Here is a 19,878-nt window from a genome sequence, read left to right on the forward strand (position 1 = left end):
GGGAGGGCGTGGCTGAAGATTGGCTGCGATTCCCGATTGTTTTCGTTGGTTATGGGCCGCTGTGCCCCAGTTCAACCCGATCCGGGCTGCCAGCGGCCTTTGTCGCTGCCTGGTGCAATCCTGCAACAGCTGACCCGGCGGCGGCCCACTACGGAACCGCCCCCGGCGCGCGGGAGCGGTTCAGCCGTGTTTCGCGGGCGATCAGTTGGCGGCCGTCCGTGTCGCCTCGGCGCCCAGATAGTCCTGCAACTGCGCGGTATCACCGCTATCCAGCGCCTCAGGCGGGACGTTTCGCGGTCGCATCCAGCCCGGATCCTCGCCAGTCATGTCGGGCAGTTCATGCGCGATGCCCTTGTGGCAATCGATGCAGGTGGCCTGACCGGTCAGCAGATAGGTTTCATGCATCTCGGCTGCGCGCGGTGCCTGCCGCGAGAAGTCCATCGCCGCCGCCGTATGACAGTTGCGGCATTCGAGGCTGTCATTGGACTTCAGCCGCACCCATTCGTGCTGGGCCAGTTCGAGCCGCTTTTCCAGGAACTTCTGACGGGTGTTGATGGTGCCGAAGATCTTGCCCCAGACCTCTTTCGAGGCCTGCATCTTGCGCGCGATCTTGTCGGACCAGTCATGCGGCACGTGGCAATCGGGGCAGGACGCCCGTACCCCCGAGCGGTTCGAGAAGTGGATCGTGTGCGACAGTTCCTCATAGACGTTGTTGCGCATCTCATGACACGAGGTGCAGAATTTTTCCGTGTTGGTGACTTCCAGCGCGGTGTTGAACGCGCCCCAGAAAATTACGCCGCCGATGAAGCCGCCCAGCGTCAGGAAACCGATGCTCAGCGTCACCGCAGGCGTGGTGACGATCCGCCAGATCCGCCGGATCAGGTTGAGGATCCAGCGCATCTACTCCTCTCCCTGTTGCTTGACGCCCATATCGGCCATGTCGGTGAAGGTGTTGTCGACCAACGGCTTGGCGTCCGCCTGCGGCACATGGCAGGCGGTGCAGAAATAGCGGCGGGGCGAGACATCGGCCAGCATCTGCCCCTCGCGCGTCATGTAATGCGTGACCGAGATCATCGGCGCCCCCGATCCTTCGGTCGCCTCGCGGCGGTGGCAGGACATGCAGCGGTTGGCATTGACCGACAGCTGATAGCCCTCGATCGAATGGGGGATGATGGGGGGCTGTTCGGGATATTGCCGCATCAGCCGCACGTCATCGGTGATCCAGCGCGGAATGGGTGCGGCGTCCGCGTTCTCCATCGGCGGCTGGGGGCCGTTGATCTCGGGGGCGCTGCGCAGCCCTGCCTCGGCACCCAGGTCCTGTGCGGGGGCTGCACCTGCGAACAGCAGCGCTGTCAGCAGGGCGGCGATCAGACGAAGCGGGTTCATGCGGATACGATCCTGACTGCGCATTTCTTGAAATCCGTCTGCTTGGAGATCGGGTCGGTCGCGTCCAGCGTGACCTTGTTGATCAGCTTTGAGGCGTCGAACCACGGCACGAAGACCACGCCCTTGGGCATCCGGTTGCGCCCACGGGTTTCGACCCGCATCTTCACCTCGCCCCGGCGGGAGATGACGCTGACCTCGGACCCCTGATTGAAGCCGCGCTCGCGCGCATCCATGGCGTTCATGAACAGCACCGCGCCCGGAAAGGCCTTGTAAAGCTCGGGCACCCGCATGGTCATCGAGCCGGAATGCCAATGTTCCAGCACTCGGCCGGTCACCAGCCAGAAATCGTATTCGGCATCCGGGCTTTCGGCCGGCGGCTCGTAAGGCACGGCGAGGATCACCGCGCGCTTGTCGGCATTGCCATAGAACTGGACGCCGCTGCCGGCCTCGACATAGGGATCATAGCCTTCGCGGAAGCGCCAGCGGGTTTCCTTGCCGTCGACGACCGGCCACCGCAACCCGCGCACCTCGTCCGACTGATAGGTGTCGTAAGGCGCCAGATCATGGCCGTGGCCGCGCCCGAAGCTGGCATATTCCTCGAACAGGCCTTTTTGCAGGTAGAAGCCGAAATCATTGGCCTCCTGATTGGCATAGTCCTCGCGCAGCTCGCTTACCGGGAACTGGTCGATCTGGCCGTTGGCGAACAGCACGTCGAACAGGGTCTTGCCCTTGTAGTCGGGATTGGCGTCCAGCAGATCGGCCGGCCAGACCTCGTCGGTGGTGAAGCGCTTCGAGAATTCGACCAGTTGCCACAGGTCCGAGCGCGCCTCGCCCGGCGCATTGACCAACTGATGCCAGGTATGCGTGCGCCGCTCGGCATTGCCGTAACCGCCCTCCTTCTCGACCCACATCGCGGCGGGCAGAATGATGTCCGCCGCCAGCGCGGTGACCGTCGGATAGGCGTCGGACACGACGATCATGTTGTCGGGATTGCGATAGCCGGGATAGGTTTCGTTCTGACTGTTCGGCGCCGCCTGCAGGTTGTTGTTCACCTGAATCCAGTAGAAATTCAGCACCCCGTCCTTCAGCATCCGGTCCTGCAGCACGGCATGGAAGCCGGGCTTGGTGTTCAGAAGACCCGCCGGCAGTTTCCAGACCGCTTCGGTGCGCGCGATGTGTTCGGGATTGGTCACCACCATGTCAGCGGGCAGCCGGTGAGCGAAGGTCCCGACCTCGCGCGCGGTGCCGCAGGCCGAGGGCTGGCCGGTCAGTGAGAAGGGAGAGTTGCCGGGCTCGGAAATCTTCCCGGTCAGCAGGTGGATGTTATAGACAAGCTGGTTTGCCCAGACACCGCGGACATGCTGGTTGAAGCCCATGGTCCACAGCGACATGACCTTCTTGTCCGGGTCGGCATAAAGCTCGGCCAGTTCCTGCAGAAAGCCCGGCTCGACCCCCGACAGCTCGCTGACATAATCCAGCGTGTAATCGGCGACGAAGGCCTTGTAGGCCTCGAAATCGGACGGGTCCATCCTGCCGGCCTCGGCCGCGCCGGTGGCGGCCTGTTCCAGCGGGTGCTCGGGGCGCAGGCCATATCCGATATCGGTCTGGCCCATCTTGAAGACCGTATGCCTGGCGACGAAATCCTCGTTCACGCGGCCGGTCTGGATGATGTGATTGGCGATATAGTTCAGGATCGCCAGATCGGTGCCCGGCTTGAACACGATCGGGATGTCGGCCAGATCCATTGAGCGATGGGTGAAGGTCGACAGCACCGCGCATTTGACGCCCGGTGTGCCTAGGCGGCGGTCGGCCAGACGCGTCCACAGGATCGGGTGCATTTCCGCCATGTTCGAGCCCCACAGAACGAAGGCATCCGCATGTTCGAAATCGTCGTAACACCCCATGGGCTCGTCGATGCCGAAGGTCCGCATGAACGCCACCGCGGCCGAGGCCATGCAATGCCGCGCATTGGGGTCGAGGTTGTTCGACCGGAACCCCCCGCGCATCAGCTTCGAGGCCGCATAGCCTTCCATGATCGTCCACTGGCCGGAGCCGAACATGCCGACGCCTTCCGGCCCCTTGGCTTTCAGCACCTCCTTGACCTTGGCGGCCATGGTGTCGAAGGCCTCGTCCCAGGTGACCGGCTCGAACTCGCCGTTCTTGTCATAGACGCCGCCGGTCTTGCGCATCAGGGGCGTGGTCAGCCGATCGCGGCCATACATGATCTTGGACAGGAAATAGCCCTTGACGCAGTTCAGGCCGCGATTGACCTCGGCCTGCATATCGCCATGGGTGGCCACGACCTTGCCGTCCTTGACCCCGACCATGACCCCGCAGCCGGTGCCGCAGAAGCGGCAGGGGGCCTTGGACCATTTGATTTCAAGGGCCTCGACGCCGCCAGCCACCGGCTGGGCGGCGGCGGGCAGCGAAAGACCGGCGGCACTGGCGGCCACGGCCACGGCTTGTGCCTTCAGCAGATCGCGCCGCGTCATATCGGTTGTCATTCTTGAGGCTCCTCTGCTTCGGAATGTTCGAAGACCATGTTCGCGGCGATCACGCCCGGTATGGCGGAAATGGTGGTCAGCCGGTCGCCCAGCTCGCCCGTGCTGTAGCCTTCGATGGTCACCACGATGCGCGTGCCCTCGACGGCATGAACCTCGACACCGGCAAGACCGGGCAGCGCGGCCATGATCTCGGTCTCGCGACCGGGCAGCACCGCCACGACTGCGCTGGAGAGATGATAGCGGCGCCCCTTGCGGGGCTGGTCGGGCGATGGGATGTCACGCATGGGCGGGTTCCTTCTGGCGCATGGCAATGGCTTCCGCCGGGCAGGGCGCGATGCAGGCACCGCAGCCGGTGCAGGCGGCGGCTGACAGATCGGGCAGGAAGGGGCCGCCCATGCGCGGGATGAAGCGGATGGCGTCTTCGGGGCAGGCGTCACGGCAGCTCATGCAGGTGGTGCCGCGCCGGGCCAGGCACCCGTCCGAGATGGCGGCGCGATGGCCCATGGCGGCGGGCAGCGTGAAGACCGCTTCGGCGCAGGCGCCCGCGCAGGCATCGCAGAAGGTGCATTCGCCGCGCGCGAAGTCGATTGCGACCCGGTCCTCGGCGATCAGCAGGATCTGCTGCGGGCAGGCGGTGACGCAATCGCCGCAACCGGTGCAGGCCGCCAGCGAGGTCGTGGTGATACCGGGCGGCAGCGGGCGGAAGGCAGGCGCGGGCCGCGCGGTCAGAAAGCCGCGACGGCTGACCCCTGTGACCATGCTCTGGCTGGCCATCTCAATGCCCCATCGGTCCGGGCGGCCCTGCGAAGATCTGGTACATCCAGATCAGAAACCCATAGCTGCCGACGATTCCCACAGCCACGATGGGCCAGATTCCGAAGGCGAGGATGAAGAAGGTCAACAGCTCGCGCCGCCGCGAAGGGGCAGGGGCGGGTTGGGTATCTGGCCTGTCGGTCATGGCAATAACTTCCGTGGCTGGATCAAATTCAGTCATGCATAAAGTCTGATTAAGGCCGTATATTTCATGTCCGGCCGCCGAATCGCGCCCGGGTTTCTGTGGTTTAATATGCGCGTGTGAAACGCCTTTGCCTTGATCTCGGTCAATGTCGCGCCGGCCAGGGAACGGTCGTCGTGGGATGTGCGTGCCGAGAGCCCTATCGAAGTCAGGCAGGTATCGGCATGATGAAGATGCACCATATTCCGTGGCGTCCGCCTTTCGATCGGGCCAGCAAATGGAAGGAAATCATCCCATGAAAATCACCCGCAATGCCGACAGCGTCTCGACCACGGGACCAGCGGACTGGTTCACCGGCCGCGTCCGTATCGACGCCCCCTTCGCGACCGAGGCGCCGGCACGCGTCAGCGGTGCCACCGTCACCTTCGAGCCGGGGGCGCGCACAGCCTGGCATACCCATCCGCTGGGCCAGACCGTCATCGTGACCTCGGGTCTTGGCCGCGCCCAGCAGGATGGCGGCCCGGTCGAGGAGATCCGCCCCGGCGACATCGTCTGGTTTCCCCCCGGCGCGCGGCACTGGCACGGCGCCGCGCCCGACCACGCCATGACCCATATCGCCATCGCCGAGGCGGACGAATCCGGGAAGGTCGTCGACTGGCTGGAACAGGTGAGCGACGCCGACTATCGCGGCTGATCCGATGTCGAAGGAGAAACGGCATCGCCGGGGCCGTTCCGCAGGTTTCGGTAGACATCCGTCTCGGCCAGATCGGGATTCCGCGACCCGTCGCTCTGCCGCCACGGCGCTTGACACCGCCTCAGAACGTGAAAGCGTTGCATGTGGGCCGTCGTGGCGCGGGCAGGGGGTATCATTGCGACAGATCTGGACGGACAGCGCCACGCGCTTCGACATTCCAACCAGCTTCGGCGCCATCCCGGTGGTGGTGGCCGCGGGGCGCGCCCGGCCGCGCGGCACCGTGCTGCTGGTCCATGGCCGCAACGGCGCCCCCACCCAGCCCCAAATCGCCGAAATCGCCGAGGCCTATCGGGCCCGCGATTGGCGCGTGGCCGCGCCCGAGCTGCCCAATTCCATCGCCCTGCCGGCCTCGGGGCCCCCCGAGGAGGTGACCTTCGCCCGCCACACTCAGGCCACGGCCGAGGTCTGGGCGTGGATGATCCGGCAATGGCCCGACACGCCGCTGGCGCTCGCCGGGCACAGCATCGGCGCCTTTGCCGTCGCCCAACTGGCCGGCGAAGCGCCCGAGGCGCATCACCTGCTCGCGGTTTCGCCGCCGATCTCGGGCATGGTGCTGCTGTCGGCGCGGCAGGCCATGGGCCGCGCCGCGATCGAGGCGGTCGCGCGCGAGGCCCCTCTGTTCTATGCCGAGATGCCGCTGGCCGACGCCGCCCCCTCGCTGGCGCGCAGCACCGCGCCGCTGGCGGTCGTCACTGGGGCGGAAGACGGGTTGGTGCGCCTGCATGATGCCCGGACCTATTTCAACACCGCCCCCAATGGCCGCTTCTTCGGCGCGCTGCCGGATGAACATCACTGTCCGGCGGGGGCCGCCTGCGCCCAGATGCTGGCCGCGGCGCTGACGGCGATCGGCGCCTGATCCGCATCCTCGGGGCCCGGCCGGTGCAGCCAGGGCGCGCTGAATCCCAGCGCCCGCAAGCCGCGCTGCACCTCGGGCCGCCCCGAAACCAGCTGCCACAGCAGCCCCGAACGGTGGTTTTCCAGGCCGATGACGATGGGCGCCTGATCGATGGCCAGCCGGCCTTCCGCAACCCAGTCATGCGACAGGCTGAAGGCGTCGACGAAGCCTGCGTCGCCCCAGATGCGGCTGCCCAGATCGTCATGCAGGTGGCGCAGCACCGGCATCGCCTCTGCCGGGGCGAAGGGAAACGACGACAGCGCCGCTGTGGGAGTGATGACTCCGGTATCCTCGGTGGGCGAATGGGCCACGTAGTCGGCCGGGTCGTCGCTGGCGGAGAGGCCCCAGCAATCGCGGCCATAGCCCGCCCAGCCCTGCGGGTTGACCAGACAGTGATACCGATTGATCAGGGCATGGTTGCGGGCCTGCATCCCGTAATCGGCATAGGCATCGCGCAGCCCGCGCGGATCGATGCCGAGGAAGGGATATTGCGACAGAAACAGCGGACCGCCCCAGTCGGGACCCAGCGGCAGCACCACCCCGCCATAGGTCCGGCCATTGCGAAAGGCCGGCGCCCGCGCCCAGCTGTCGTGATAGGAGGCCGCGGGGATCGGGTGGCTGCGCGATCCGGCACCCAGAATGAAGACCGGAAGTGCCTCGTTCCAGCCCCGGACGGGCAGGGCATTCTCGGCCCAGGGACGGTCGGGATGGTGGTGCCACATGATTGCGCCATCCGCGCGCAGATGGGCGGTCCAATTTACCGCGTCGAACAGGGCCTGAATCCGCTCGCCCAGTTCGGGTTCCTCGCGGAAATAAGCGGCCGCAGCCAGAAGACCCAGCATCAGAAAGGCGGTCTCGACCACATCGCCGCCGTCATCGCCGCGGGCAAAAGGCAGGACGCGTCCGGTGGTCCCGTGCAGGAAATGCGGAAAGACGCCATCGAAGCTGTCGGCGTGCTCGAGAAAGCTGGTGAGGCGGGCAACCCGGTCGAAAATTTCCTGACGGGGACGCCAGCCGCGTTCGACCGCGACGATCTGCGCCAGCAGGCCGAAGCCGGTCCCGCCGGTGCAAACCGTCTCGTTGATGTCATAGCCATGACGGCCGCCGCTGCGCTCGCGCGCCATGCCGCTGACCGAGTGGCTCCAGTCCAGGAAATACAGGACCGTCGCCTGCGACACGCGGTCGCGCAGGGCGGCATCGTCGAGGCCCCGGATCAATCCATCCATGTCAGTTCCGTCCTTTGGGTGTCGCGGCTGTTCGCGCCGATATGCAGGTGGATCTCTCCGGGATCGCGCACCCATTCGGCGTCCTGCAGCGACGGGGCGAGCGGGTAGCTGAACTGGTCGGCGGTCACGCGGAACCGCAGCACGCGGCTTTCGCCGGGGCCGAGCGGCACCTGCCGGAAGTCGATCAGCCACCGGCGCGGCCGGGTGATCCGCGCGACCGGGTCGCTGGCGTAAAGCTGGACGGTTTCGATCGCCGCCCGCGCCGAAGTGTTGGTGATCTCGATCTGCAGGGTCACGGTCTGACCGGCGCGTGCGCGGCTGCGTGACAGGCGCGGCGGCCCATAAAGCACATCCCCGAAATTCAGCCCGAAGCCGAAGGGAAAGCGTGGCGCATCGTCGGGCAGGTCCAGCCAGCCGGTGCGGAACTTGGCAAAACGGCCGGGGGAGGGGCGGCCCGTCGGCTCGGCCGCATAGGTCGACGGCACCTCGCCCGGATGGGCGGGCAGGGTGACCGCCAGCCGGCCCGAGGGGATCGCCGCGCCGAACAGCAGATCGGCCACGCCTTCCGGCCCCGCCACCCCGCCATGCCAGGCGTAAAGCAGCGCATCGGCCTGTTCGGCCACCGCCCCCAGTGCCAGCGGACGCCCGGCAAAGACCACCACCACCAGCGGCTTGCCGGTCTGCGCCAGCGCCGCAACCAGTCGCTGCTGCGGCGCCGGCAGATCGGGCGACAGACGCGAGGAGGATTCGCCCGCATGTTCCTTGGCCTCGCCCACGGCGGCGACGATCACCTCCGCTGCGGCGGCGGCCGCCAGCGCCTCTGCGAGGATCTCGGCCTCGGGGCGGGGGTCCTGCTGCACGGTGACGCCATGCACGTTCAGACGTTCGACCAGCCAGGATTCGTCGACGATATTCGCCCCCCAGGCAAGGGCGGGCAGGCGGCCGGTCAGCGCGGCCACGGCCTCGTGCAGGGGCGTCACGTCATCGGCCCGGCCCGAGACCGCCCAGGTCCCCAGCATATTGGCCCGGTCCGCTGCGAAAGGCCCGATCAGCGCCACCCGCGCCTTGGGCGACAAGGGCAGCAGCCCGTCATTCTTCAGCAGCACCGCCGCACGGGCGGCGGCCTTGCGCGCCAGCGCACGGCCCTTGGCCCGCGCGGGCGGGCGGGCGGCCCGCTCCATTCTCCGAAACGGATCCTCCAGCAGCCCCAGCTTTTGCTTGAAGCGCAGCACCCGGCGGCAGGCGCGGTCGATCAGTGCGGTGATCTCGACCGCCGAGAGCGCGATCCCGGCATCGGGCGCGGCCACACCCGTCTCGGCAAGACCGGGCAATTCGCGCAGATAATCCTCGCCCACCATGTCCATGTCGACGCCGGCATGCAGCGCACGGGCCACCGCCACCGGGGCCCGCCCAAGACCGTGCGCGGTCAGTTCCGCCACCCCGGTATAATCCGAGACGACCAGCCCGTCGAAGCCGGTCCCGGCGCGCAGCCAGCCCTCGATCAGCGGGGCGTTGGCGTGCATGGGCAGTTTGTTGACGGCATTGAACGCCACCATGACGCTGGCCGCGCCGGCGGCGACCCCGGCGGCGAAGGGGGGCAGGTAGATGGTCAGCAGATCTTCCCACGCCAGCGATGCGTTGTCATAGTCGCGGCCGCTGTCGGGCGCGCCGTAAGCCACGAAATGCTTCAGGCAGGCGGCGACGCGGCCCTTGCCGCCGGGGTCGTTGCCCTGAAAGCCGCGCACCGCCGCAGTCGCGATGCGCGCGGCCAGCAGCGGGTCCTCGCCCGGACCTTCAGCGACGCGGCCCCAGCGGGCGTCGCGGCTGATGTCGATCATCGGCGCATAGACCTGATGCAGCCCCTCGGCCGCGGCCTCGGCCGCCGCGAAGGCGGACGTGGCCGCGATCAGATCCATGTCCCAGCTGCAGGCGAGGCCAATGTTCAGCGGAAACACGGTGCGGTGTCCGTGGATCACGTCCTCGGCGAAGAACAGCGGGATGCCCAGCCGCGAACCCGCCAGCGCGCGCTCTTGCATCGCGCGGGCGGTGGCCAGCGACTTGGTTCCGAAGATCGCGCCGACCTGGCCGTCAGCCAGCCGCTCGGCCAGCGAGGTGGGTTGCCGCGCCCCGGTCAGCAGTCCTTCGCCCGCCGCCATCAGGTTCAGCTGGCCGATCTTTTCGGTCAGCGTCATCAGCCCCATCAGGGTGTCGACCTTATCGCTATCTTTCGATGACAGGTCCATCTCTGCGGGCGATCATTCCGCCGCATGCCGGGTGGCGAGGAAATCGGGCCGCTGGATGGGGTCAAGCTGCCCCAGACCGTCCCGGATATCGAGCGCGGCGGTGTAGAACGGCACCCCGTCCGGGTCGCTCGGCGCGGCTTCGCCGTGGAGGACCGCGAGCACCGCCGTCTGCGGCAGACTTTCGCGCAGCACCAGATGGAAGCGCATCACGCCCTCCGTATCCAGCGCCGCCGTGGCCTCGTCCAGCAGCAGGAGGTCGGGCCTGGCCAGCAGGATCCGCGCCAGCACCAGCCGCTGTTTCTGGCCGCCCGAGAGCGTATTGCGCCAGTTGCGCCCCTGACAGAGCGGCTGATCGAGGCAATGGATGAACTCGTCCAGTTCCACCCGCGCCAGCGCGGCTGCGACGGCTATGTCGGAATGCTGTTCGGGATGGTCGGGATAGGTCACCAGTGCCTTCAGCGTCATGCGGTCGGGAATGTCGGGATCCTGCCCGGCGAAGAACAGCCGCGCCCCCTCGCGCAGGGCGACCCGGCCCGACCCATAGGGCCAGATCCCGGCGACCGCCTTCAGAAGGCTGCTTTTGCCGCAGCCATTCTGACCGCGCAGGCAGATCCGGTCGCCCGGATACAGCCGAAGCTGCGGCACGGACAGAAAGGCCGGGGTGTCGTGGCCGCGATGGTGCAGGTGCAACCCCTCCAGCGCCAGGAGGGGACCGGCGGTCCGGTGGCTGCGTTCAAAGGCGCTGATGCCGGTCTCGGCATAGAATTCCTGCCGGCGGCGGACACGCTCGACCGCGCCGGCCAGTTCGTTCAGCCGCGCCGCATTGGCCTTCAGCGTAGCGATGGCGGGCATCACATTGATGAACCATGACACATCGCCGATCAGTTCCGCCGTCAGCTCGCCGCTGGCGGCGAAGTCACGGAAATTCAACCCCCCGGCCATGTAGGCCGGCAGGGCCGGCAGATAGGCCAGCAGCCGCGAGGAAAGGAAATTATAGACATTGGTGAACATCATGATGCCGGCGCCCAGCCAGTTCTGCTTGCCCCAGGTCTGGTCCAGTTCGGCGTAAAGCTGGCCGTTGATCCGGCTTTGCGCACGTTCCCCCCGCGCTGCGGCCATGCGGCCGACGCGGCCCAGCATGGTGCCCCATTCGCCCCGCCAGGCACCGTCGCGGCGCTGGCGCTGCACGCTGAGGCGTTCCAGAACGCGGCCCAGCTTCCAGGCGATGAAGGTGATGCAGGGGACGTAGATCGCCACCAGCATGAGCGCCAGCAGGGCCGATCCGTAACTTCCCGGCGTGAGATCGATCCGCGCGGCCAATCCGGCGCCGAGCCAGCGCTCGGCCGCGAGGTTGGCCTGGGCGCCCCAGCGGTCTAGGAAAGGCACCGGCTGGCTGCGCTCCAGCAGCGCGGCGGCGACGAAATAGATCGATGTCACCGCCCCCCACAGCCCCATCGCCAGCCCGATGACGCCCCCATAAAGACCGTTCGAACACTCATCGACGCGCTGGTCGATGGCGTCGGGCATGCGCGGCGTGCCGTGAGGGGCCGAACGATCGCTGGTCAGATCAAGCGCGACGCGCCCGTCGGCCAGGATCGCGTCGTTGAACTGCCCGACCAGCCAGCCGCGCGCGCGCCGGTGCAGCGTGGTCGAAAGATAGTGCCGCAGGGCGATGCCGGCCGCGCGGGCGAGGAAGATGCCCAGATAGGCCACGGCGGCCAGCAGGATGATGTGTGCCGGATTGGCCTCGGGCGCGGTGATGTGGAAATTCGCCAGTGAGGCCAGGAAATCCGCGCTCGCCAGCGCCACCCAGACGCTGGCCTTGCTGAGAAGTGTGGTGATCGCAAAGATGATCGCGGTCAGAAGCCACGCCTCGCGCCACCGTTCAGACAGCCAATAGGCTGACAGAAGACCCCAGAACCCTGTTAAACGTTGCACCCACGCTGCCCCTGTTATTATTGCCGAATAGGACTGCTCGCCCCCGCGGCGACACGCGTTCGCCAGCGGGCCGTTAACGGCTTATTTTCAGGTATGTTCCAGCCGCCTTGCGCGATTCTGCCGCGTGGCGGCCTTGCTGTATGGTTGAGCATATCAAACAAACGTATCGGCGGTAAACCGCCGATACGTTTTTCGGTTTCGGGAACGCAAACGCCGCACGGACTGTCGCAGCGGGGCAACGCTCGAACCCCGGTTCTGGCGGGTAGAATGGCGCTTTTCTGGGCGCTTTCACCGAAACTATGGTCGCGATGCGCTGGTCGCTCGCGCTGTCCGGCCGCCTGCGCAGTGGCGACGGGGCGCCCGGTCCCGCCCGGTTGACCCTGTTCGGCGTCGCCCCGAGCCGCTATAACCGCGGCGAGTTTTGTATTTTGCGATTGCCGGAGGTGACATGAACGCCCCCTTCAAGCAGGCCGAGCGCTTGGGCCGTCTGACAACCGCGCTGGGTCCCGATGTCCTCGGTCTGCTGCGCTTTGACGGCAGCGATTATCTCAATGACCTTTTCGAATACCGGGTCGAGGCGCTGGCGGCGCGCGACGATCTGGATTTCGACGCGCTTGTCGGCACCCATGCCACCGTCGAGATCGAGGCCCATGACCGGATGCGGCCTTTCGACGGCATCGTCACCCAGGTCCGCTGGGCCGGTGTGGGCGAGAACGGGCATCGCTATGATCTGACCTTGCGGCCATGGTTCTGGCTGGCCGGGCGGCGCCGCAACCAGCGGATTTTTCACGACAGGACGGTGGTCGAGATCCTGCAGGAACTGCTGGCCGATTATGCCGGGCTGGGCGCGCCGGCGGTGCAGTTCCTGTTGTCGCGGGACTATCCGCAGCTGGAATATACCGTTCAATACCGCGAATCCGATCTGGATTTCGCCCGCCGCCAGATGGAGCGGGCTGGCATCAGCTTTCATTTCCGCCATGCCCCCGGCAGCCACACGCTGGTGCTGACCGATGACGTTCTGGCACATGACGATGTCGGCGCCCGCCCCTTCAAGCGCTATGACGGCCACCACCAGTATGAACAGGAGCATTTCTGGGAATGGGCGCCCGAGCGTAACCTGACCACCGGCGGAGTCCGGCTGATCGATTACAACTTCAAGAAGCCCCATCAGTCGATGGAAGCGAATTTCCTGGGCGACGCCGTCCATCCGCAGGGCCAGATCGAGAGCTTCGATTATCCGGGCGACTATCTGGCGCAGGATGTGGGCAAGCTGGTGGCGGGGTTGAGGACCGATCAGGAACGCGGTGCCGACCGGCGCAACCGGGCGGTGGGCGATTGCGTCAGCCTCGGGTCGGGGATGCGGGTGGCCTTGGCCGGGGATCGTGTGCCCGGTCTGGGCGAGACCTATCTGTGCCTCTCGGCGAGCCATCATTTCGTGTCGGAAGCTTACGGCTCGGGCGGGCAGGGCAGCGACGGCTACAGCTTTGCCGGTTCCTACGTCTTGATGCCTGACACCGCGCCCATGGCGCCGCCGCGCCGGACGGCCGCCGCGCTGGTGCAGGGGCCGCAGACCGCGATGGTTGTCGGCGAGGGCGAGATCGACTGCGACGAATATGGCCGCATTCTGGTCAAGTTCCACTGGGATCTGGCGAATGCCTATTCCATGCGCTGCCGGGTCAGCCAGAACTGGGCCGGCGGCGGCTGGGGTGGTATGGTCATCCCCCGCATCGGCATGGAGGTGCTGGTCGAGTTCCTGGAAGGCGATCCCGACAAGCCGGTCGTCGTGGGCAACGTCTTCAACGGCATGAACGACGCACCCTATCCGCTGCCCGAAAACAAGACCAAGATGGTGATGCGCTCGCAGACGCATCAGGGCAGCGGCTTCAACGAACTCAGCTTCGAAGACCAGTCCGGGCGCGAGGAAATCTACATGCATGGTCAGAAGGATCATCGGGTGACGATCCTGAACGACCAGAACCAGAATATCGGCCATGACCGGTCGAAGACGATCGGCAACGACCAGACGGAAACGGTCGGCAACAACAAGACCATCACCGTCGGCAGCAACCACACCGAAACCATCTCCGCCAACAAGACGCTGAGCGTCGGCGGCAATCACAGCGAGACCGTGACCGGCAACATGTCGGTCAGCGTTACCCAGAATCGCAGCGAGAGCGTCAGCGGGGCGCGCACTCTCAGCGTCACCGGCAATGATTCGACCACCGTGTCCAAAGGCAACCACGCGCTGACGGTCGACACCGGCAGCCAGACCACCACCGTCAAGACCGGCGAGCGGCGGGTCTCGGTTCTGGCGGCCGGTCAGTACACGACGGTGAAGCAGGATATCATCACCGTGTCGGAAGCGGGCGCGGTCTCGATCAAGGCGGCGACCGGGATCGTTCTGGAAGCGCCGAGCATCCTGCTGAAGGCCGATGCGAACAACTTCATCCAGGTCTCGAAGGGCCAGGTCATCATCGAGGGGGCAGAGACCTATGTGAACCCCCGCGAGACCGCCCCCGATACCAGCGGCTCGGCCCCCTCGGGCGGCGGCCCGCAGGCCGTTGCCGTGGAGTGATCCGCACCCGCGCCGCAAGATCCGCATCCTCGTCGACACCCGACCTCATCAAAGAGCCGCCATGTCCGTTTGCCTGATCGACAATTTCACCCTGGCCATTCCCGACGGATGGGCCGACCGCAGCATGATTACCTGGGTCGCGCCGCCGAAGCCCAGCTACAAGGTGTTGCCAAACCTGCTCTGCTCCAAGGGCGAATTGCAGAACGGCGAGGATCTCGACAAGTTCGTGAACCGGCAGCTGAAGGAGCTGATGGGGCGGGTCAAGAATTTCGATCTCATCAGCCGGCAGCAGACCAGCTTCGGCGGCGTCCCGGCGGTCGAACTGAGCTTCACCATGCGCCCGCAGGGCGTGATGCTGCAGCAAAAGCAGCTGTTCTTCCAGACCGACCTGAATTCGCCCATCGTGCAGACCGTCGTGCTGACCGCCGCGCGTGACAATTTCGAGGAGCTGACCCCGGTTTTCGACGAGATCCTGAACTCCGTCAGCTGGACACGGTAAGGCCTGATGCCCGCCGCCCTCGCAGCCGCCCATATCGGGCACGAGATCGAACACAGCTCGGCCATGTTCGGCTTCCTGATGGGGGCGCTTGTCGGGCTGGCGGCGGCGGTGGCGGTGGTGGCGATCGTCGGCACCGGCGGCGCTGCGCTGGGGGTGATCGCTGCTGTGGGCGGGATCGTGGCCGCCACCGGCGGGGGCGCGTTGACAGGCATGCGACTGGGGCAGCTGGCCAAAAGCCCCAAGGGACCGATTTCGACCGGGTCGTCGAACGTGTTTTACGGCCCCGCCCGCATCGCCGCCGCCCGTGCGGTGATCGATACGGTCGACTGCCAGAACCATGGCAAGAAGCGGCTGGCCACCGGCAGCGACAGCGTCTTTCTGAACGAATATCCCGCCGTTCGGAACGAGGATGTTTCGGAATGCGACGGCACGGTCAAATCCGACATCGACCATATCTTCATCGGCGCCGAGACCGCCCAATACCTGGAAATCCAGTCCGAAGTTCCGCAATGGATGGTCGATGTCGCCATGGGCATGGTGATCGGCGGCGCCGCGGTGGCTCTGGTCTTCGGGGCCGCCGCCGCCTTCGTCGCCGGTGGCATCTGCAGCCTGTTGACCTTCGGTGCCAGTGCGATCGGCGGCATTGTCGGCTCCGCAATTCTCGCTCCGATCGGGGGGCAGATCGGGGGGGCGCTGTTCGGCGAAGCCGGTGCCATCATCGGCGAGGAGCTGTTCGGCATGATCGGCGGTGGTCTGGGGGGCCGGGTCGCGAACGGCTTCCGCAACCGGATGTTCTCGGGCCACCCGGTCGATGTCGCCTCGGGCGAGCTGTTCACCAAACAGGTCGATTTCACCATCTCGGGCCTGATCGAGATCGAATGGACCCGGCTGTGGCTGTCCTCGTCCAGCCAGAACGGCCAGTTGGGGCGCAAATGGCATCACCCGCTGGACATGGCGCTGGCGCCTGCGCGCGGCTGTAACCTGCTGCGGGTCGAGGAAGGACGCCTGGTCATGCTGCCCGACCTGGAACCGGGGCAGAGCTTCTATCACCGCGCCGAAAAGCTGGTGGCAACCTGCCGGGGCGCCGATGACTGGGTGATCCGGCTGGAAAACGGACTGGACTTCCTGCTGGGACCGGCGCCCGCGGGAGCGGGCCAGTTGCAACTGAACCGGGTGGAGGACGGCAATGGCAACCATGTCACCCTCGACCATGACGCCGGCGGGAACCTGACCCGCGTCACCGGCACCGATGGCATCGTCTATCTGTTCACGCTGGACGCGACAGGCCGCTTCGCTTCGGTGGCGCGCAGCGACGGTACCGAACAGCAGTTGCTGGTCGAATATCGCTATGACCAGCATGGCGACCTGATCGCAACCGCCGATCCGCTGGGCGCGCAGGAACGTTATGCCTATCGCAGCCACCTGCTGGTGAAGGAGACCCTGCGGGGTGGATTGTCCTATCACTTCGAATGGGACGACACCGCCCGTGGCACCGAGGCGCGCTGCATCCGCACCTGGGGCGATGGCAATCTGTTCTGGCGCAGTTTCGAATTCGACCCGGCTCAGCGCGTCACTCGTGTCATGACCGGCACCGGTGCGGTCGAGATCTTCGGCTATGACCAATATGGGCTTGTCACCCATGTCACCGGCCCGTCCGGACAGAAATCCGTGATGGAATACAACCGCTTCGCCGAGATCCTGCGGATCCGCGACGCGAATGGCGCCGAAACCCGCTGGGGGCGGGACGCATTCGGCCGGACGATCGAACTGACCGATCGCGCCGGCGCGGTCACCCGCATCAGCTATGCCAGCGACGACCCGTTGAGCCGCAAGTTCGGCAAGGTCGGATCGGAGCAGGATGCGCTGGGACACGCCACCGAGCGCGATTACGACCCGCGCGGCAACATGGTCCAGTTCACCGACCGCGACGGCTATACGGTCCGGCTGCTGCGCGATCCCCGCGGGCTGCTGCTGAATGTGCAGGACTCCGAGGGGACGCTCGGCCGCTATTCCTGGAGCGGGGCCGGTTATCTGCAAGCCGAACGCACCCCCGCCGGCGGCGTCATCAGCTATGAACGCGACCGCTTCGGCCGCCTGATCGCCGAGCAGATCGAGGGGCAGGACCCCGTGCGCTACGCATATGACGCCTGCGACCGGGTGATCGAAGCCCGCCGGGCGGATGGCAGTCGCACCCGGACCGCCTATGACGCGGCCGGCAACGTGGCCGAGATTCGCGACTCGCGCGGGGCGGTCTGGCGCTGGAACTGGCGCGGCCTGTCGCTGCCGGTGCTGAGGATCAACCCCGACGGCAGCCGCATGACGTATGAATACGATACCGAAATGCGCCTCGCCACGCTGACCAACGAGGTCGGCGATGTCTACCGGCTGGAATACGATCTGAACGGCAACATGATCGCCGAGACGACCTATGACGGGCGCCGGATGGAATATGGCTATGATCCGGCGGGTGAACTGGTGTCGATGCGTGACGGGCATCGTCACCACCGCTATCAGCGCGACCCGATGGGGCGGCTGCTGCATTCCGAAAGCAGCGATGGCGGCTGGGCGCGATTTGGCTATGACCTGCTGGGCCGGATGAACGCCGCCGACAACCCTGCGCGCCGCCTGCGCTATACCCATGATCCGGTCGGCCGGGTGCTGTCCGAGACGCAGGGCGGGGCCGAGCTGCTGCACAGCTATGCCGAACGCGGGATGCGCCTGACCACCGTGCTGCCCGATGGCCGCTTCATCCGCTACGGCCATGACCGGAACAACGCGCTCGATGCCATCCATTACGGCGACCGGCGGATTGTCGATATCCGCCGCGACCGGATTGGGCGCGAGCTGCACCGGCAGGCCGGCGCCATCGCGCGCCAGACCGATTATGACCCGCAGGGCCGGATCCGCCGGCAGGCGGCCTACCGCACCACCACGCGCGAGCAGGTCTTCGCCCGCGGCTACAATTATGACAGCGTATCGAACATCACCTCGATCGAGGACGCGACGCGTGGCGAATTCGCCTTCCGCTATGACGAACGCGACCGTCTGCGCAGCGCGGCCTCGGCCGATCAGGAGGAGCGTTTCGGCTTCGATCCCGCCAACACGGTGCTGGTCGGCGTGGAAAATCCGCGCGACGCCTCGGTCGAGCGCGGGCTGCTGCGGATGCGCGGGGATTGCCACTATGACTATGACGATGCCGGGAACCGTATCGCCATGCGGCGCGGGCAGGGCGGGGCGCATCAGTTCCACTATGTCTACAATGACGACAATCGCCTGATCGAGGTCCACGAGACCCGTGGCCGCACCCAACGCCACACCCGTTTCACCTATGACGCGCTTGGCCGCCGCGTCAGCAAGGCCCATCGCGAGATCATCGCGGCGGCGAATACCCCGACCGCCCCCGGCACCGACAGCAGCGCTGAGCTGGTCCGCGACGACACCATCTGGTTCCTCTGGAACGGCCCGGTCCTGCTGGCCGAGGGGCGTGGCGGTGGCGAGGGGGCAGCCGACCCGCTGGCCATCGTCTATGTTCACGAACCCGGAAGCTTCCGCCCCGCCGCCCAGATCCGCCGCCACTCGGCCGCCGAGGAGGCGCGGGTGCTGATCTACTGGTTGGATCATCTGGGCACCCCGCAGGAACTTTCGAACGAAAACGGCGAACTTGTCTGGCAGGTCTCGCTGAAGGCCTGGGGTGGCGTCGACCGCATGCTTATCGAGCGGGTCGAACAGAACCTTCGCTTCCAGGGCCAGTACCACGACGTCGAGACCGGCCTGCATTACAACCGCTTCCGCCACTATGATCCGGCGGCGGGGATCTATCTGAACCAGGATCCGCTGGGGCTGCTGGGCGGCGCGAATATCTATGCCTATCCGACGGATCCGCTGTCCGGGATCGACCCGTTCGGTCTGGTCGAACTGGATTACCGGGGCGCCGGCGGCCAAGGATATGACATCTATGGCCTGGGTGAGTTCGACGAAAATGGCAAGTTGATACGGACCGTCTATGTCGGCCAAACCGAGAGCCAGCGATATACCGATCGCATGCAGGAGCACCGGGACTCGGGCAGATTGCACGGCGGCCTGCGCCCATATCGGATCGCCCATGCCGACACCTATGCCGAGGCGCGCGGTGCCGAGCAGTATCACATGGAAAACGCCAATGGTGGCAAGGGAACGCTGGACACGTCACAGCGCGGCGGCTGGTATGATGAAGCCAAGGGGCAAAGATATGGTCCGGGGATGGAAGCCAATCGCGTGGGCTCTTTCGACAGGAGCCGCACTGACCCCCGCGGAACCGCGTTCAACAAGGGTTACGACAAGGAAAGAGAGCGCGTCGCCAAGACGACCAGGACCTGTAGCTAACCGAAGGGTGACCCCATGCAAGAAAAACGACGGACGGCGCGCGATGGCTTCGATTGGTTCCAGCGCAAGTTCAAGGGAGTAGAAGCGGGCGACATATTTGCCGTGCCGCTGCCTGACGGGTCATATGCCTTTGGCCGGCTGATGAACGCCAAGGATGGCGCGACCATCGCCGAATTCTTCCGGGCGCGGCGCGATACCCCAGATTTCGATGAAGGGATCGTGCAGTCGGGGCGGCTGTTCGCACCCACCGGGATCCTGATCACCGACATCGAAAGCCGCAATCGCAAACGGCCGTGGAAGGTGATCCACAAGGACCCGGAATATTATCCCGATGACCTGTATGATTTGCGGTTCTTTCAGGGAATGGGGTCGGGAACCTGGACCTATTACACGCTTAATGACCAGCGTGAAACGCTAGGCCCGGTGTCGGACGAGGATATCGGCAACTGGCGCGTCGGGTCGATCATGCCGCAGCACCCCGAGCAGATCACCAAGGCAATCGTCCGCCAGATGGAGCGGCAAGGCATCTGACTCTGCCACG

Annotated in this window: 16 protein-coding genes; 7 read left to right on the forward strand and 9 right to left on the reverse strand. The window is 66.1% G+C overall.

All coding sequences use genetic code 11. The annotated features are described in order from the left end of the window. Positions 1-201: 201 nt before the first annotated feature. Genes H1S04_RS14320 through napE form a run of 6 tightly spaced genes read right to left on the reverse strand, consistent with a single transcriptional unit; the run spans position 202 to position 4,848 of the window. The gene (locus H1S04_RS14320) at positions 202-900 is read right to left on the reverse strand and encodes a cytochrome c3 family protein (protein ID WP_181746213.1); all 699 of its coding nucleotides are present in this window, start codon (positions 898-900) and stop codon (positions 202-204) included. After that, positions 901-1,386, reverse strand: a complete 486-nt coding sequence (locus H1S04_RS14325; protein ID WP_220185245.1) for a nitrate reductase cytochrome c-type subunit — start codon at positions 1,384-1,386, stop codon at positions 901-903. After that, positions 1,383-3,890: a periplasmic nitrate reductase subunit alpha gene (gene napA / locus H1S04_RS14330; RefSeq protein WP_181746215.1), complete on the reverse strand. Its 2,508-nt coding sequence runs from the start codon at positions 3,888-3,890 to the stop codon at positions 1,383-1,385. Before napA ends, H1S04_RS14325 begins: the two co-directional genes overlap by 4 nt. Next, the gene (locus H1S04_RS14335; RefSeq protein ID WP_220185246.1) at positions 3,887-4,174 is read right to left on the reverse strand and encodes a chaperone NapD; all 288 of its coding nucleotides are present in this window, start codon (positions 4,172-4,174) and stop codon (positions 3,887-3,889) included. Before H1S04_RS14335 ends, napA begins: the two co-directional genes overlap by 4 nt. Next, on the reverse strand, positions 4,167-4,664 hold the full coding sequence (locus H1S04_RS14340) for a ferredoxin-type protein NapF (RefSeq protein ID WP_220185247.1): 498 nt from the start codon (positions 4,662-4,664) through the stop codon (positions 4,167-4,169). The genes H1S04_RS14335 and H1S04_RS14340 overlap by 8 nt, the downstream gene beginning before the upstream one ends. A 1-nt stretch (position 4,665) precedes the next feature. Beyond that, positions 4,666-4,848 carry a periplasmic nitrate reductase, NapE protein gene (gene napE, locus H1S04_RS14345; RefSeq protein ID WP_181746216.1) on the reverse strand — a complete coding sequence of 61 codons (183 nt, stop codon included), beginning with the start codon at positions 4,846-4,848 and terminating at the stop codon, positions 4,666-4,668. A 292-nt stretch (positions 4,849-5,140) separates the two neighbouring features. Between napE and H1S04_RS14350 the strand changes: the two genes are divergently transcribed. Both H1S04_RS14350 and H1S04_RS14355 read left to right on the forward strand, forming a co-directional pair. Continuing rightward, entirely contained in the window at positions 5,141-5,539 is a 399-nt protein-coding gene (locus tag H1S04_RS14350; protein WP_181746217.1) for a cupin domain-containing protein, read from the forward strand. A gap of 175 nt (positions 5,540-5,714) precedes the next feature. Then, entirely contained in the window at positions 5,715-6,455 is a 741-nt protein-coding gene (locus H1S04_RS14355; protein ID WP_181746218.1) for an alpha/beta hydrolase, read from the forward strand. Here H1S04_RS14355 and H1S04_RS14360 read toward each other — a convergent pair. From H1S04_RS14360 to H1S04_RS18980, 3 genes are read right to left on the reverse strand one after another with little or no spacing between them, the layout of a single operon-like run. Then, positions 6,389-7,720, reverse strand: coding sequence for a glucoamylase family protein (locus H1S04_RS14360; RefSeq protein WP_181746219.1), 1,332 nt, complete (start codon positions 7,718-7,720; stop codon positions 6,389-6,391). The two genes, H1S04_RS14355 and H1S04_RS14360, sit on opposite strands and share 67 nt — an antisense overlap. Beyond that, on the reverse strand, positions 7,708-9,963 hold the full coding sequence (locus tag H1S04_RS14365; protein ID WP_181746220.1) for a glycoside hydrolase family 3 N-terminal domain-containing protein: 2,256 nt from the start codon (positions 9,961-9,963) through the stop codon (positions 7,708-7,710). The genes H1S04_RS14360 and H1S04_RS14365 overlap by 13 nt, the downstream gene beginning before the upstream one ends. 12 nt (positions 9,964-9,975) lie before the next feature. Continuing rightward, the gene (locus tag H1S04_RS18980; protein ID WP_181746221.1) at positions 9,976-11,901 is read right to left on the reverse strand and encodes an ATP-binding cassette domain-containing protein; all 1,926 of its coding nucleotides are present in this window, start codon (positions 11,899-11,901) and stop codon (positions 9,976-9,978) included. 299 nt (positions 11,902-12,200) lie between these two features. Here H1S04_RS18980 and H1S04_RS14375 point away from each other — a divergent pair, with 299 nt between their 5' ends. From H1S04_RS14375 to H1S04_RS14395, 5 genes are all read left to right on the forward strand, one after another. After that, the gene (locus H1S04_RS14375; RefSeq protein ID WP_181746222.1) at positions 12,201-12,353 is read left to right on the forward strand and encodes a hypothetical protein; all 153 of its coding nucleotides are present in this window, start codon (positions 12,201-12,203) and stop codon (positions 12,351-12,353) included. Next, entirely contained in the window at positions 12,350-14,476 is a 2,127-nt protein-coding gene (locus tag H1S04_RS14380) for a type VI secretion system Vgr family protein (protein WP_255435628.1), read from the forward strand. The genes H1S04_RS14375 and H1S04_RS14380 overlap by 4 nt, the downstream gene beginning before the upstream one ends. A gap of 61 nt (positions 14,477-14,537) precedes the next feature. Then, complete coding sequence (locus H1S04_RS14385) at positions 14,538-14,975, forward strand: DcrB-related protein (RefSeq protein ID WP_181746223.1); 438 nt, start codon at positions 14,538-14,540, stop codon at positions 14,973-14,975. A 6-nt stretch (positions 14,976-14,981) separates the two neighbouring features. Then, the gene (locus tag H1S04_RS14390) at positions 14,982-19,337 is read left to right on the forward strand and encodes an RHS repeat-associated core domain-containing protein (RefSeq protein WP_181746224.1); all 4,356 of its coding nucleotides are present in this window, start codon (positions 14,982-14,984) and stop codon (positions 19,335-19,337) included. Between the two features lie 15 nt (positions 19,338-19,352). After that, positions 19,353-19,868, forward strand: coding sequence for an Imm26 family immunity protein (locus H1S04_RS14395; protein WP_181746225.1), 516 nt, complete (start codon positions 19,353-19,355; stop codon positions 19,866-19,868). Positions 19,869-19,878 lie beyond the last annotated feature (10 nt).

Source organism: Paracoccus sp. S1E-3 (assembly GCF_013868135.1).
In the GTDB taxonomy this organism is placed as follows: Bacteria; Pseudomonadota; Alphaproteobacteria; order Rhodobacterales; family Rhodobacteraceae; genus Paracoccus.

Coding starts and splice junctions, on each gene's coding strand:
- H1S04_RS14320 (WP_181746213.1), bottom strand. CDS start 900: ATGCGCTGGATCCTCAACCTGATCCGGCGGATCTGGCGGATCGTCACC.
- H1S04_RS14325 (WP_220185245.1), bottom strand. CDS start 1,386: ATGAACCCGCTTCGTCTGATCGCCGCCCTGCTGACAGCGCTGCTGTTC.
- napA (WP_181746215.1), bottom strand. CDS start 3,890: ATGACAACCGATATGACGCGGCGCGATCTGCTGAAGGCACAAGCCGTG.
- H1S04_RS14335 (WP_220185246.1), bottom strand. CDS start 4,174: ATGCGTGACATCCCATCGCCCGACCAGCCCCGCAAGGGGCGCCGCTAT.
- H1S04_RS14340 (WP_220185247.1), bottom strand. CDS start 4,664: ATGGCCAGCCAGAGCATGGTCACAGGGGTCAGCCGTCGCGGCTTTCTG.
- napE (WP_181746216.1), bottom strand. CDS start 4,848: ATGACCGACAGGCCAGATACCCAACCCGCCCCTGCCCCTTCGCGGCGG.
- H1S04_RS14350 (WP_181746217.1), top strand. CDS start 5,141: ATGAAAATCACCCGCAATGCCGACAGCGTCTCGACCACGGGACCAGCG.
- H1S04_RS14360 (WP_181746219.1), bottom strand. CDS start 7,720: ATGGATGGATTGATCCGGGGCCTCGACGATGCCGCCCTGCGCGACCGC.
- H1S04_RS14365 (WP_181746220.1), bottom strand. CDS start 9,963: ATGGACCTGTCATCGAAAGATAGCGATAAGGTCGACACCCTGATGGGG.
- H1S04_RS14375 (WP_181746222.1), top strand. CDS start 12,201: ATGGTCGCGATGCGCTGGTCGCTCGCGCTGTCCGGCCGCCTGCGCAGT.
- H1S04_RS14380 (WP_255435628.1), top strand. CDS start 12,350: ATGAACGCCCCCTTCAAGCAGGCCGAGCGCTTGGGCCGTCTGACAACC.
- H1S04_RS14385 (WP_181746223.1), top strand. CDS start 14,538: ATGTCCGTTTGCCTGATCGACAATTTCACCCTGGCCATTCCCGACGGA.
- H1S04_RS14390 (WP_181746224.1), top strand. CDS start 14,982: ATGCCCGCCGCCCTCGCAGCCGCCCATATCGGGCACGAGATCGAACAC.
- H1S04_RS14395 (WP_181746225.1), top strand. CDS start 19,353: ATGCAAGAAAAACGACGGACGGCGCGCGATGGCTTCGATTGGTTCCAG.